General features: G+C 72.2%; 9 protein-coding genes. 4 read left to right on the forward strand and 5 right to left on the reverse strand.

Annotated features, from left to right (window positions below):
- Positions 1–256 precede the first annotated feature (256 nt).
- Together IE251_RS26645 and IE251_RS26650 are read left to right on the forward strand one after the other, a co-directional pair.
- A complete protein-coding gene (locus IE251_RS26645) occupies positions 257–760 on the forward strand; it encodes a metallophosphoesterase family protein (RefSeq protein ID WP_189755544.1) in 504 nt (167 codons plus the stop codon).
- Between the two features lie 343 nt (positions 761–1,103).
- Positions 1,104–1,772, forward strand: coding sequence for a GNAT family N-acetyltransferase (locus IE251_RS26650; protein ID WP_189755545.1), 669 nt, complete (start codon positions 1,104–1,106; stop codon positions 1,770–1,772).
- A gap of 17 nt (positions 1,773–1,789) precedes the next feature.
- Here IE251_RS26650 and IE251_RS26655 read toward each other — a convergent pair whose 3' ends face one another.
- The 4 genes from IE251_RS26655 to IE251_RS26670 all read right to left on the reverse strand — a co-directional run bounded on the left by IE251_RS26655 (position 1,790) and on the right by IE251_RS26670 (position 6,136).
- Positions 1,790–2,896 carry an XdhC family protein gene (locus IE251_RS26655; protein WP_189755546.1) on the reverse strand — a complete coding sequence of 369 codons (1,107 nt, stop codon included), beginning with the start codon at positions 2,894–2,896 and terminating at the stop codon, positions 1,790–1,792.
- 306 nt (positions 2,897–3,202) lie between these two features.
- Complete coding sequence (leuE, locus tag IE251_RS26660) at positions 3,203–3,850, reverse strand: leucine efflux protein LeuE (RefSeq protein WP_189755547.1); 648 nt, start codon at positions 3,848–3,850, stop codon at positions 3,203–3,205.
- 83 nt (positions 3,851–3,933) lie between these two features.
- A complete protein-coding gene (locus IE251_RS26665; protein ID WP_189755548.1) occupies positions 3,934–5,430 on the reverse strand; it encodes a B12-binding domain-containing radical SAM protein in 1,497 nt (498 codons plus the stop codon).
- A gap of 364 nt (positions 5,431–5,794) precedes the next feature.
- The gene (locus IE251_RS26670) at positions 5,795–6,136 is read right to left on the reverse strand and encodes a DUF4286 family protein (RefSeq protein ID WP_189755549.1); all 342 of its coding nucleotides are present in this window, start codon (positions 6,134–6,136) and stop codon (positions 5,795–5,797) included.
- Positions 6,137–6,354: 218 nt separating this feature from the next.
- Here IE251_RS26670 and IE251_RS26675 point away from each other — a divergent pair, with 218 nt between their 5' ends.
- The gene (locus tag IE251_RS26675) at positions 6,355–8,001 is read left to right on the forward strand and encodes an FAD-binding oxidoreductase (protein WP_189755550.1); all 1,647 of its coding nucleotides are present in this window, start codon (positions 6,355–6,357) and stop codon (positions 7,999–8,001) included.
- 95 nt (positions 8,002–8,096) lie between these two features.
- Here IE251_RS26675 and IE251_RS26680 read toward each other — a convergent pair whose 3' ends face one another.
- Positions 8,097–11,261: an AfsR/SARP family transcriptional regulator gene (locus IE251_RS26680; RefSeq protein ID WP_189755551.1), complete on the reverse strand. Its 3,165-nt coding sequence runs from the start codon at positions 11,259–11,261 to the stop codon at positions 8,097–8,099.
- A gap of 747 nt (positions 11,262–12,008) precedes the next feature.
- On the opposite strand from IE251_RS26680, the gene IE251_RS41240 reads away from it, so the two are divergent.
- Positions 12,009–13,316, forward strand: a complete 1,308-nt coding sequence (locus IE251_RS41240; RefSeq protein WP_229896941.1) for a helix-turn-helix transcriptional regulator — start codon at positions 12,009–12,011, stop codon at positions 13,314–13,316.
- The last annotated feature ends 51 nt before the right edge of the window (positions 13,317–13,367 follow it).

A 13,367-nucleotide genomic window follows, 5' to 3' on the forward strand; every position in this document is an offset into this window, starting at 1 on the left:
CCGTACTCAGCCGAACGCGGGAAAGCGCTTTCCGCGCCGCGAGAATAGGGTGGCCTCCGGGCAACGGCAAGGTTTCGGACGGTTACGGAATCCATTGCTCCGGATTGTGAGTGGCCGACTGTGAGGGATGGTAGAAAACGCTCACTGTCGGGTGCGGGCGGCCCTCGCCCTCCCCGACTCCGCCGTCCCTGCCCCGCCCCCGGCGCGCGGACAGCCCCTGACCCCGCCGGCGCCGTCGCGGCACTAGGCTGACGGCGTGCGCCTCCTGCTGATGTCCGACACCCACCTTCCCAAGCGGGCCAAGCGGCTCCCGGAGCAGCTGCTCGCCGAACTCCCGCACGCCGACGTCGTGTTCCACGCCGGGGACTGGGTCGACACCGCCACCCTGGACCTCCTGGAGAGCCGCAGCCGCCGGCTGATCGGTGTGTACGGCAACAACGACGGCCCCGAGCTGCGCGCCCGGCTGCCCGAGGTGGCCCGTGCCGAACTGGGCGGCCTGCGCTTCGGCGTGGTCCACGAGACCGGCCCCGCCCCAGGCCGCGAGGCCCGGTGCGCGGCCCGCTTCCCGGACCTGGACGTCCTGGTCTTCGGGCACAGCCACATCCCCTGGGACACCACCGCCCCCGGCGGCCTGCGTCTGCTCAACCCCGGCTCCCCGACCGACCGCCGCGGCCAGCCCCACTGCACCTACCTCACCGCGACGGTGACCGACGGATCGCTCACGGATGTGACCCTGCACCGCCTGCCGCGGGGCCAGTAGCGCAACGGTGCTTGCTGACACGGGCCCGACCGCCGCCAATGGATGATCGTCTGCCGCAGCGTCCCCGCCCGCAAGGGACCTCTTACTACGCAGACCGCAGTCCAAGCGGCGGAAGCGAGAGCCGCCGTTACCCGCTCGCCCGCGCTCGCGTGCGTGGGACCTCAGAAGCCCAGTATCCAGTGGCGTGCCCGGGTGGCCACGACGTGCAAGACGTCCGCCCGCGGAGCGCTGTGAACCATCCGCTGCTCGCCGTTCAGCCGGCGCCGCCCGTGAACCGCGTTCCGGCACAAGGGGAGATCCCCCGTAGCGGTCACCTCGCCCCGGCCTGTGCGAGGATGCCGGAATGATCTCCAGCGACGGCATACCCGACGTCGTACCCGACGGTCGGGCGGACGCCGGCGCGCCCGGTGCCGTGCTCGCGGGCCGGGCGGACGCCGGCATACCCGACGTCGTACCGGCGGGCCGCATGGCCGGCCGCGCGCAGCCCGTGCTGGCCCTGCCGGACGGTCTCCGGCTGCGGCCCTGGCGGCCGGAGGACGCCGAGGCGCTGCTCGCCGCCGGGCAGGATCCCGGCATCCGGCGGTGGAACCTGTTCACCGTGGCCGATGCCGCGCAGGCCCGCGCCCGGATCGCCCGTATGCACGAACGGTGGCGGGCCGAGACCGGCGCGGTGTGGGCCCTCGCCCGGCCGGACGGCCAGGCGGCCGGACTCGTCGGGCTCAACGACGTGGACCTGGCGGGCGGCGGCGCCGAACTCGTCTACTGGCTGCTGCCCCGCGCCCGTGGCGCCGGGCTCGCCGTCGCGGCGGTCCGCCGGCTCACCCGGTGGGCCCTGGACGACCTGGGCCTGCACCGCCTGCGCCTGTGCCACTCCACGGCCAACCCCGCGTCCTGCCGGGTCGCGGAGCGCGCCGGTTTCCGCTACGAGGGCACGCAGCGCAGCGCCCTCCTGCACGCCGACGGCTGGCACGACCAGCACCTGCACGCGAGGGTGGCCGGGGACCCCGAGTAGCGGCCGCCGCGCGGCCGTCAGCCCGCCGCCCGCGGATGGATCGCCCCGCTCGTGCGGCTGAGGGGCGCGCCGGTGCCGCCCCAGCGCAGCGCCACGATCTCCGCCGCCACCGACACCGCGACCTCCTGCGGTGTCCGGGCGCCGAGGTCCAGTCCGATGGGGGAGCGCAGGCGGGCCAGTTCCGCGTCGGAGAGGCCGGTCTCGGCCAGGCGGCGCAGCCGGTCGTCGTGGGTGCGCCGGCTGCCCATCGCCCCGATGTACGCCGCCGGGCGCCGCAGCGCCTCCCGCAGCACCGGCACGTCGAACTTGGGGTCGTGGGTCAGGACGCAGATCACCGTCCGGGCGTCGGTGCGGGTGTCGCGCAGATACCGGTGCGGCCAGTCCACGACCACCTCCACGCCCTCGGGGAACCGGCGGGGCGTGGCGAACACCGGGCGGGCGTCGCACACGGTCACCCGGTAGCCGAGGAAGTCCCCGATCCGGGCCACGGCGGCGGCGTAGTCGATGGCGCCGAACACCAGCATGCGCGGCGGCGGCGCGAAGGACTGCACGAACACGGTCACGGTGTCCTCGCGCCGCTCCCCGTGCGGCCCGTAGTGCCTGAGGCCCGTCTCGCCGAGGGCGAGTTCGCCGCGCGCGTCGGCGGCGACGGCCGCGTCCAGCCCCCGGGTGCCGAGGCCGCCCGCGGCCGTCCGCGGCCACACCGCGAGGGTGGCCCCGCGCGGTGCCGGCCCGTCGACCACGGTCGCCACGGTGACCGGCTCGCCGCCGGCGACGGACGCGGCGACCGCGCCGAACGCCGGATCCCGGGCCCAGGTCACCTGCCGGACCAGCACGGTGATCTCACCGCCGCAGGTCAGTCCGACCGCGAACGCGTCCTCGTCGCTGTACCCGAACGTCTCCAGCCGGGCCGTACCGCTCTCGGCGGCCTCCTGCGCCAGCTCGAACACGGCGCCCTCCACACAGCCGCCGGACACACTGCCGACGACCTCGCCGTCCGGGCCGACCGCCATGGCGGCGCCGGGTCCGCGGGGCGCGCTGCGGCTGACCTCGACCACCGTGGCCAGCCCGAACGGCAGCCGGGCGGCGTACCACCGGTCCAGCGCCGCGAGGATCTCACGCATCGCCCGCTCCGTTCTCGTTGAACGTTCATCGGTCGACGGTGCCGCGCGGCCGTTCCGTCGTACGGCACCGTCTCAAGGACATGACACCTGGTGCCCAGGCTCAATCCGGGCATCCCCCGCACGGGTACGGACGGGCCGGCCGCCGGGTGGCTCACCGGGGCCCGGCAGCGGGCGTAGTGACCGCGGGAGGCGGGATCGGCGCAGGAGGCCGGGTGGGCGGCGCTCGGGGTGTCCGGGCTCCTCCGGCCGGCCTGCCGAGAGGGCGCGCCTGCCGACCGGGTTCCGGTGTCGGTCCTGGTTGCCGCGTCAGCTGCCCGCGGTGGCGAGTTTGGCGGCGAAGCCGAGGAAGAGGGCGCCGGAGCCGACGGTCAGGCCGGCGGAGAGGCGCCGGTGGCGGCGGAACTGGGCGGCCAGGTAGGTGCCGCCGAAGATCAGGACGGAGATGTAGGTGATGCTGATCGCCTGGTAGACGAGGGCGAGCAGGCCGAACGAGAGGGCGGGATGAGGGGAGGAGGGGTCCACGAACTGGACGAAGAAGGAGAGGAAGAACAGGATCGCCTTGGGGTTGAGCAGGGTGATCAGCAGCGAGCGGCGGAACGGGTGCTCGGCCTTGGCGGGCTCGCTGTCGGGAGCGGGCCGTTCGGTGGCTCGGTCGCGCCACACGGCCACGGCGGCGCGGATCATCCCGATGGCGATCCAGACCAGATACCCGGCTCCGGCGAACTTGACCACGGAGAAGACCACTTGATTGGCCTTCAGGAGGGAGGCTATCCCGGCCGAGGTGAGGAGCATCAGCAGGCCCTCACCGATGAACATGCCGGCGGCCGCCCGGTAGCCGGTCCGCACTCCCCGGCGGCTCGCGACCGAGAGCGTGTAGAGCGAACTCGGTCCTGGCAGCAGGATGATGAGCAGGGCCCCCAGGGTGTAGGTGGGCAGATTGGTGACACCCAGCATGCGGCGCTCCTTCCTGGGCGGTGGTGCCCGGTCCGGCCGCGGCGGGCGCGCGCCCGCCGCGGCCGGACCGGTGTGGGACGGTGTCAGCCGACGTTGTTGCCGGTTCGGACATTGTGCGCGGAGACCAGCCGGTCCACCTCCGCTATGCGCTCCAGGGCGTGCTCCTCGGTGATGTGGGTGAAGTGCTCGGCCCACACCGCGGCCAGTTCCTCGATGTCGAGCAGGTCCTGGTCGCCGAAGCGCTCGAAGAGTTCGGCCCGCAGCTCGGGCCCGACGCTCAGGTGCAGGCCGGACAGGTAGGCGTCGATGTCCGCACTGTTCTTGAAGAACGACGGGTTGCGGTAGTCGACCAGCAGGTCCCAGGCGGGGCTGTTCGGCAGGGGGATGAACCGGGAGAACTCGACGGAGGACAGTTCGACCTCGCCGAGCATCTGCCGGATGCCGTCGATCGTCCGGTCGAGCGTCTCCGGGCGTTCGCCGGGCGCGCCGGCGATGTAGGAGGCGTGGACGGAGATGCCGGCCTTGTTGAGCATCCGGATCGCTTCGAGGTTGGTCTCACCGGTGGTCTTGTTCTTGCGCTGGGCCTCCAGCATCTCGGGGTCGGCCGCGTCCAGGCCGATGTTGACCCGCGTCACGCCGAGCCGGCGGCACTTGTCGACGTTGTTGCGCTTGGTGAGGCCCAGCGCCCGGGCGTAGACCATCACCTCGATCTCACCGTTGTCGATCAGCCGGCGCAGGTGCGGCGGGGTGGCCTCGATCAGCGCGTCCACGTAGCGCGGGCTGGCCGTGAAACTGTCGTACACCTCGAAGAAGAGGTTGACGCCGAAGTCGCGGTAGTAGGTGTCGACGGCCTTCCAGAAGCCGCTGGGCTCACCGGTGTTGACCCTGAGGTCGGCGATGCTGCAGTAGGTGCAGCGCTTGTGGCCGTTCTCGCAGCCGCGGGCGTTGTTGACGGTGATCGGCGTGACCACGTGGTCGTGGAGGTGGCCGAACTGGGCGCGGTAGTTCTCCGCGTAGACGGGCAGCTCCGGGCGGATGAACTCCAGGTCGGGGATGGTGTTCTGCTGCCGGAGCGCGTACGTGGGGGAGGGGTTGACGACGACGGAGCCGTTGTCGTCGCGGTAGCCGAGCGAGGAGACGGCGGACAGCGGCTCGCCCTTGAGCAGGGCGCCGACGAACTCGACGAACGGTACCTCGCCGACATCGTTGGCGATGACGTAGTCGACGGCGGGCCGGTTCTCCAGGATGAGCCGGGGGAAGAAGCCGGGGTGGTCGTCGCCGAGGACGACCTGGGCGCCGGCCCGCTTCGCCGTCTCGGCGATCCGCAGGGCCTCCCCGTAGGTGGGGGTGAGCGCGCTGATGCCGACCAGGTCGGGCTCGAAGTCCCGGACGGCCTGCTGGACGTGGGCGGTGCTGCTGATCCCGCCGTCGACGACGCGGACGGTGACCTGGTCGCCATAGGCGGCCCGGACGGCGGTCGCCAGTTGCACGATGCCGATGTGGGGATAACACGCGTAGTTCGAGGCGTTCGCGTTCTCGGTGGGATTGGGCGCGTTGACGAGCAGTAACTTGAGCGACACCGAAGTATCTCCTCTCGCCGGGAATTCATCGGGTCAGGAGTTGTTCGATAGGGCAGGGTGCACCGCCTGCGAAGAATGCTAAGTGCCAGATGATGTCCGGGCCATGACAGGGGAACAGGAACGAGCCAGAACCGGACCATCCGGTCCGGTTGGCGAACCGGTGTGAACTGGTATATATCGGTGCCTCGGTGGCCGTTCTGCCGATATTACGAGCCCCATCAAAGTGGCCGGAACGATGTGTTCCTGGATGTGCGTCCGGATGGCGTGGAATACGGCGGGCCGCGACCGCCGGTGGCGGTCGCGGCCCGTTGAACTCCGTTTCCGGAGCCCGGATCGATGGCCTGTCAAAGGAACGGCGGGATGGTCACCGCCTGGTGTAGAGCTTCGGGTCGCGATACAGCGAGGCGAGTACCTGGCCCGGGATCAGGAAGTCGGCGGCCTCGGTGCCGTCGAGTTCGCTGATGCCGGCGAGGGTGGTCGGGAAGTCCTCGGTCTCGATCTCGATGAGGGTGAGGAAGCTGTAGTGGTCCTGGGAATGACTTTCGTCGGCGGCGATCTGGTTCTCGTTGAGGGTCATGCGCCTGATGGAAACGACTCCCGGGACTTCGAGGATTTCCGGGATGTGCTTGTTCTCGTACCAGGCGTGGAAATCGTTCTCGCGGCCTTCGTGCACATTGGCCAGCACGGTTATGACGTAGGTGGACATGTCAATCTAACTCTCGTGTGACGTGCGGAGACATCGTTTCGGCAGCTAAACAGAGGAACTCCCGGATCCGCTCGGCCAAGTCGCGAAATAGGGGATTTTTAGGGGGCTGGTTGACGGGGTGTGTGGCAACGGCATGATTCTGGCCACACGCGGGAGCGGCATTCGCACAACCGTCGTCCGGGGCCGTCCGCAATGTTGGTGGAACAAGGGGGATTTTCATGGCCGAGTTGACTCGTAGGCGCTTTACTCTGGCCGGGCTCGGTGCCGCCGCGACGGGAGTCGTCGTGGGCGGCGAGGGCACGCCGGCCCGGGCGGCCGCCGCGGACGCCACGGACGGGACGGCGCAGTCGTCCTTCGGGCCGGTCACCGTGAAGTCCACGGACCGGCGCTACCAGGACCTGCTGGTGCGCGGCTACAACCGCCGGTTCACCGGCAACCCCGACTACGTGCGACTGGTCGGCAGCACGGCCCAGGTGGTGCAGGCCGTCAACGAGGCGGTCGCCGCCGGCAAGCGCGTCACCGTGCGCGGCGGCGGGCACTGCCTGGAGGACTTCGTCGACGACCCGGACGTCAAGGTGGTCATCGACCTGTCCGAGATGCGGTCGGTGTCCTTCGACAGCGCCATGAACGCCTTCGTCATCCAGGGCGGTGCGATCCTGTCGCAGGTCTACCGGACCCTCGACCTCGGTTGGGGCGTGACCATACCCGGCGGCTCCTGCCCGCCCGTGGGCGTCGGCGGCCACATCACCGGCGGCGGCTACGGGGTGCTCTCCCGCCAGTACGGTCTCGTCGCCGACAACCTGGTGGCGGTCGAGGTGGTCGTGGTGGACTCCAGCGGCACGGCGAAGGCGGTGATCGCGACCAAATCGGCGTCCGATCCCAACCGGGACCTCTGGTGGGCGTGCGCCGGTGGCGGCGGCGGCAACTTCGGCATCGTCACCCGGTTCTGGCTGCGCTCGCCGGGCGCCACCGGCACCGACCCGACCACCTTGCTGCCGCCCACCCCGGGCGGGATCATGATCAACACGCTGTACTGGGACTGGTCCCAGCTCGACCAGACGGCCTTCACCAGGATCGCCACCAACTTCGGCACCTGGCACGAGCAGAACAGCGCCCCCGGCGCCGCCGCCAACCAGCTGTGGGCCTCGCTCATCGCGGTCCGCCAGGGCAAGGGCGGGGTGGTCGTCCGCTCCCAGGTCGACCCGACGGTCGCCGGCAACCAGCAGCTGCTGACCTCCTTCGCGGCCGCGATGACCCAGAACGTCACGCCGGCCCCGTCGAACACCACGACCGGCACCCTGCCGTGGCTCTACACCACGACCACCAGCGCCGGCGAGGTCGGCGACGTCTTCGGCATACCCTCCCTCCAGCTGCGCTCGAAGACCAAGGGCGCCTTCCACAAGAAGGGCTTCACCTCGACCCAGCTGGGCGTCATCTACCAGTACATGACCAACTCGGCCTACTCCTACTCGGGTGGCCTGATGGGCCTGTTCTCCTTCGGCGGCCAGGTCAACGCCCTCTCCACGACGGCGAACGCGGTGCCGCACCGGGACTCGGTGATGCTCGCCTCCTTCTCCAACTACTGGGCCGACGCCACGGCGGACGACCAGCAGCTGCAATGGATCCGCCAGCTGTACCGGGACGTCTACACGAGCACCGGTGGGGTGCCGGTGCCCAACACCGTCACCGACGGGAACTACGTCAACTGGCCCGACCCGGACCTCGCGGACCCGCTCTGGAACACCTCGGGGGTGCCCTGGTCGACCATCTACTACAAGGGCAACTACGCCAAGTTGCAGCAGATCAAGGCCACCTGGGACCCGCGCAACATCTTCCACCACAACCTGTCGGTCAGCTCCAGCTAGTGTCCGGGTGCCCCGGCCGGTGGCCTCGGCGGGAGGCCGCCGGCCGGGGCGCCCCGGTCCGATGACCGGACGCGTTCGCCGGGGCGCCCGTGCCGCTACGCGGCGTCCGGGCAGCCGAGCGCGTGGCGCACCGCGTCGAGGCCGCGGCGCGCCTGGTCCTGCCGGTAGTGGCTTCCGATCTCCTGGGCGATGAGCAGCGCCCTGCCGTGCAGCTCCGCCGCCTCGGCCGGACATCCGCGGGCGAGGGACAGCTCGCCGAGGCTGTTGAGCGCCTGCCCTTCGAGGTCCCGGGTGCCGGTGTCGCGGGCGAGTTCGAGGGCCAACTGCAGGTGGGTGAGGGCGAGGTCGTGGTCGCCGAGGCGGGCGCGGACCGCGCCGAGGGCGCACAGGGCGTGACCCTCCAGGTCGCGGGTGCCGGTGTCGCGGGCGAGTTCGAGGGCCAGGTGTGCGTGGGCGAGGGCGGTGTCGTGGTCGCCGAGGCGCTCGTGGACGACCGCCAGACCGCACAGGGCCTGCCCTTCGAGGTCGCGGGTGCCGGTGTCGCGGGCGAGCTGGAGCGCCGGCCGCAGATGGACCAGGGCGGCCTGGCAGTCCCCGAGGCGCTCGTGGACCACGGCCAGACCGCACAGGGCATGGCCCTCCAGGTCCCGCGAGCCGGTGTCCCGGGCGGTGGCCAGCGCCCGTCGCAGGCTCTCGACGGCCTGCTGGTACTGGCCGGAACTCCCCTGCACCCGGCCGAGGTTGCCCAGCACGTAGCCCTGGATGTCACGGTCGTCGATGCGCTGGGCGATGGCCAGGGCCTGGCCCAGATGGGTGAGGGCGGTGCGGTATCTGCCCAGGCGTTCGTGGACCAGCCCCAGGCCCGACAGGGCGTGACACTCGGCCGCGGGGGTGCCGGTGTCGCGGGCCAGCGCGAGGGCTTGGCCGAAATGGGTGAGCGCGCTCTCGTAGTGGCCGAGCCGGTGCAGCACCAGCCCGATGTTGCTGAGTGACCGGCCGTGGGTCACGTGGTCGCCGACGTCACGCGCGACGTCGAGCGCCTGCCGGAAGTGGGTGAGGGCGGTCTCGTACCGGCCGAGCCGCTGGTTGGCCACCCCCAGGCCGTAGCGGGCCAGGCTCTCCAGCTCCCGGTCGGCGGTCTCGCGGGCCAGCTCGACGGCGCCGGTGTGCAGCGACAGGGCCTCGGTGTGCTGGCCGCGCAGGTGCAGGAAGTGGCGCAGGATCCGGAAGATGTCGGCGCTGTGCCCGGGCCGGGAGCGCTGCGCCGCCTCCGCGGCGGTCAGCAGGGTCGGCCACTCCGCCTCCAGCCACTCCGCGGCCCGCTCGTGGCCGCCCGGGGGCGCGAGCACCTGGCCCGGCGGAGTGAACGGCGCGAGGTCGGAACGCCAGTGCGGGGCGAGGAGGTCCATCGCCGCGGCGGCGGTGTGCCGGTAGTGGTCCAGAAGACGGGTCAGCGCCTCCTCCCACTCGGCCCCGGGGACCTCGGCGGCGGCCAAGTGGACGGCGTAGGCCTGGAGCAGGGGGTGCAGCCGGAAGCGCTCCTCGGACGGCTGTTCCAGCAGGTGCGCGTCGAGCAGCCGCTCCATCAGGCGGTCCGCGGCCGGACGGGGGATCCCGGCGACCGCGGCCGCGGCGTCCGCGTCGAACTCGGTGCCCGGTATGACGCCCAGCAGCCGGAACAGGTGCTGGTGGCTGGGGTCGAGCTTGCGGTAGGAGAGGTGGAACACGGCCGCGAGACTGGTCTCCGCGGTCCTGAGCTCGGTCAGCCCGCACCGGGGGCCGCGCAGCTGTGCGGTCAGATGGGCGATGGTCCAGGCCGGCCGGTGGCGCAGCCGGGCCGCCGCGATCTGGATGGCCAGCGGCAGGTTGCCGCACAGCCGCAGCAGTTCGCCGACGCTCTTGGGTTCGACGGCCACCCGCCGCTCGCCGAGGATCCGGGTCAGCAGCCGGCGCGCGCCGGCCGGGGCCAGCGGTTCCAGGGACAGCACGGCGGTGGCGTCCAGGTCGGTCAGCCGGTCGCGGCTGGTGACCAGGGTCAGGCAGTCGGTGGTGCCCGGCAGCAGCGGCCGGATCTGGGCGGTGCTGGCCGCGTTGTCCAGGACGAGGACGGCCCGCAGGCCGGCCAGGCTGGTGCGCCATAACGCGGCCCGCTCCTCCACGTCCTCGGGCAGGTCGGTGCCGGTGACGTCGACCGAGCGCAGCAGCTTCTCCAGCGCCGTGTTGGGGTCCAGGGGAGCGTGGTCCCGGCTGTGGGCGTGCAGGTCCAGGTAGAGCTGGGCGTCGGGGTAGCGCTCGGTCATCCGGTGCGCCAGGTGGACGGCGAGCGAGGTCTTGCCGACCCCGGGCATGCCGTCGATCGCGGCCAGCACCACGTCGTGGGGCTCCGACCGCCGGCGGCCTGCCGTCACCTCGTCGATCAGGGTGCGCAACTCCCGCTCCCGGCCGGTGAAGTGACTGATGTCCTTGGGCAGGCTGTGCGGGGCGCGCGGGGCGAGCGCGAACGTCCGGGGGCGGCCCAGCGTGCCGTCGTTGGTGAGGATGCGCTGTCGCAGCTCGCGCAGCTCCGGGACGGGTTCGAGACCGAGGGCGTCGGCGAGCCGCTGCCGGGTCGACTCGTACACGGCCAGTGCCTGCGACTGGCGGCCGGAGAGGTACAGCGCCAGCATGAGCTGGCCGGCCAGGCGCTCGCGCAGGGGGTGGGCGCCGAGCCAGTCGATCAGTTCGGGGACCACGGACTGGTGCTTGCCCTGGGCGAGTTCGAGGTCGAGGCAGTCCTCCAGGGCGGTCAGCCGCTGTTCCTCCAGTCGTGAGGTGTACGGCTGGAGCGCGCTCGTGTTGAGGCCGGCCAGGGCCGGGCCGCGCCACAGGCCGAGGCTGGCACGGAACTCGGCGATCGCCTCGTCCGGCCGCCCTTCGGCGGCCCGGCGGCGAGCGGTGGCCAGCGTGTTGATGAAGACCGTCAGGTCCAGATGGTCGTCCGGCAGCTCCAACCGGTAGCCGTTGGCGCCGACCGCCGCCGGGAGGTTGACGATCCCGGCGGATCTGAGCCGGCCGCGCAGCAGTGAGACGGCGTTGCGGATCTGCTTCTCGGCCGTCCGGGGCGGGTCGTCCCAGACGGCGTCGACGAGCTCGCTCAGCGGGACGTTCTGGTTGGACTTCAGGAGCAGGAGGGCCAGTACGAGGTGTTGCCGGACGCCGGCCGGCAGCACCTTCCGATGGTTCGCACGTACCTCCAGCGGTCCGAGTATTCGGAACCTCACGCAGCCTCCCCGTGTGTCGCGGGCAGCCACCTCCGGGCTGGTCTCACGTTGAAGGCGCGATGTTACCCCGCCGGGTGACATCCCGCTCGGGCAATTGGTCCCCGGTCAAAGGTTCCTGACGAACCGTCGGACACCAGGCCGAACGCCTCCGGGTGGCGCCCTGTTCCTGCCGCCCGCGAGGGGCGCGACGGCCCATGGCCGGGAGACGATCCGGCCGGGACGGCCCGAGGATGGTTCGAGGACGGACGGAGGACGCCATCGGTGATGATGACCATGTAGCAGTTGTGGACGAGTGACGGGGGTCGCATGAGCGGGTCGAGGAGACTGGGCGGAGCCGCGAGACACCGGAGGGCCGACGCCCGGGTGTCCCCCCCTCGGTCCGCCCGCGTGCCGGTGTGACAGACCGCCGCCCCCGCTAGGGCGTGTCCGGCGGTTCGCGTCGGATCCGCGCCGCGCGCCCGGCGGGAATCGTCAGACACGCTCTGGCACGGCTCCGGCCGCCCCTCGGCCCTTTCTCCCTTTCCCTTTTCATCTCTCCCCATGCCCGCACCAGGGACCGGGCGGTTCGCCTTGTCCCGATCAGCGGGTCGCGCCGGTGAGATCCACCGGTGTCCGGTGCCCGCGTCCGGTCGCGGCCGCCCGCGCGCCGCCACCGTGTCGCGCCCGCCGGCCCGCGCCGCCCCCATGGGCGGAACCTCCGGACCAGAACTGACCATTCGTCATGTGATAGTGGAGGGCTTGCCACCGATGACTGTCGTCGAACGAACGGCCGTGGTGCCGGACCTGCTCTGGCAGGCGAAGGAGGCACTGGCCGCGCTGGACCGAAGAGCGGCGGCGCCGGACGGGCGGAGCCGGGTGGCGGTGGCCGCCGACCGGCTGCTGATCGCCTGCGAGTTCCCGAGCCTGCTGCGCGCGGAGGCCGGCGAACCGGAGCGGGTGGCGGTCCTCGACGCGATCGGCGACCGCAACCGGGACGCCGTGCGGCACCGGGCCGCCTGGGCGCTGGCCGGTTGCCTGCTCGGCGACCCCGGCCTGCCGGACCCGCCGGACGACGCCGGGTCGGCCCTCGCCTCCTGCCCGTTCAGCGCCGAGACGGCCTCCGCCGTGGTGGCCGCCGTCACCGCCCTGGTGCACGGCAACCACCTGGAGGCCGCGATCTCCTGGTGCGACGGGGCGCTGCCGCAGGCGTCGCGGCTGACCACCGAGAGCTGGTCGGCCCGGCTGCTGGCGGTACGGGCGGAGGCGTCCCTGCACCGGGGCGACGTGCTGGTCGCCCTGGCGCGGGCCGAGGCGGCGCTGGAGACGGCGCCGCCGGAGCGGCGCGGTGCCTGGATCGGCGGACCGCTGGCCTGTCTGATCGCCGGCTACACCGACCTCGGGGAGCTCGGCGCTGCCCGCGGCTGGGCGCGGCGCCCGGTGCCCGCGCCGATCTACGAGACCCGGCATTGCCTCGGCTACCTCTACGCCCGCGGCCACCACCACCTGGCCGACGGTGAACACCGCTCCGCGCTGGCCGACTTCATGAGCTGCGGACGGCTGCTGGCCTCCTGGGGCCTGCACGCGGACCTGTACCCGTGGCGGCTCGCCGCCGCCGCGGCATACCTGAGCCTCGGCGACCACGACGCGGCGCTCACCATGGTCGACTCCCACCTGGCCGGGCCGGCCGCGCCCGCCGCCGACATGGTCCAGGTCTTCGGCCGGCCGGGGGCCAGGAGCCGGCGGGAGCAACGGGAGGAGCTGTTCGGGATCCTCCAGGAGAGCGCCGGACGCCCCGGCCTGTTCTCCCGGCTGCGGCTGCTCCAGTGGGGTGACCTGCCGGGCGCCGTCCCGTACCGGGTCGTCCGGTACAAGGTGACCGACCGCTACGCGGCCGCCCTGGACGAACTCAGCCCGTCCGAGCAGCGGGTCGCCCTGCTGGCCGCGCAGGGCGAGACCAATCAGCGGATCGCCCGCACCCTGTCGATCACGGTCAGCACGGTGGAGCAGCACCTGACCCGGATCTACCGGAAGTTGCGGGTCGGCGGGCGCGGTGACCTGCGCCGGAAGCTGGGCTGACCCGGGTTCCGGGTGAGCGGGCCGCCCTGGTTGTCCTCGGACGGCCCGCGC

Origin of the sequence: Streptomyces eurythermus (genome assembly GCF_014649115.1) — a bacterium.
GTDB classification, from domain to species: Bacteria; Actinomycetota; Actinomycetes; order Streptomycetales; family Streptomycetaceae; genus Streptomyces; species Streptomyces eurythermus.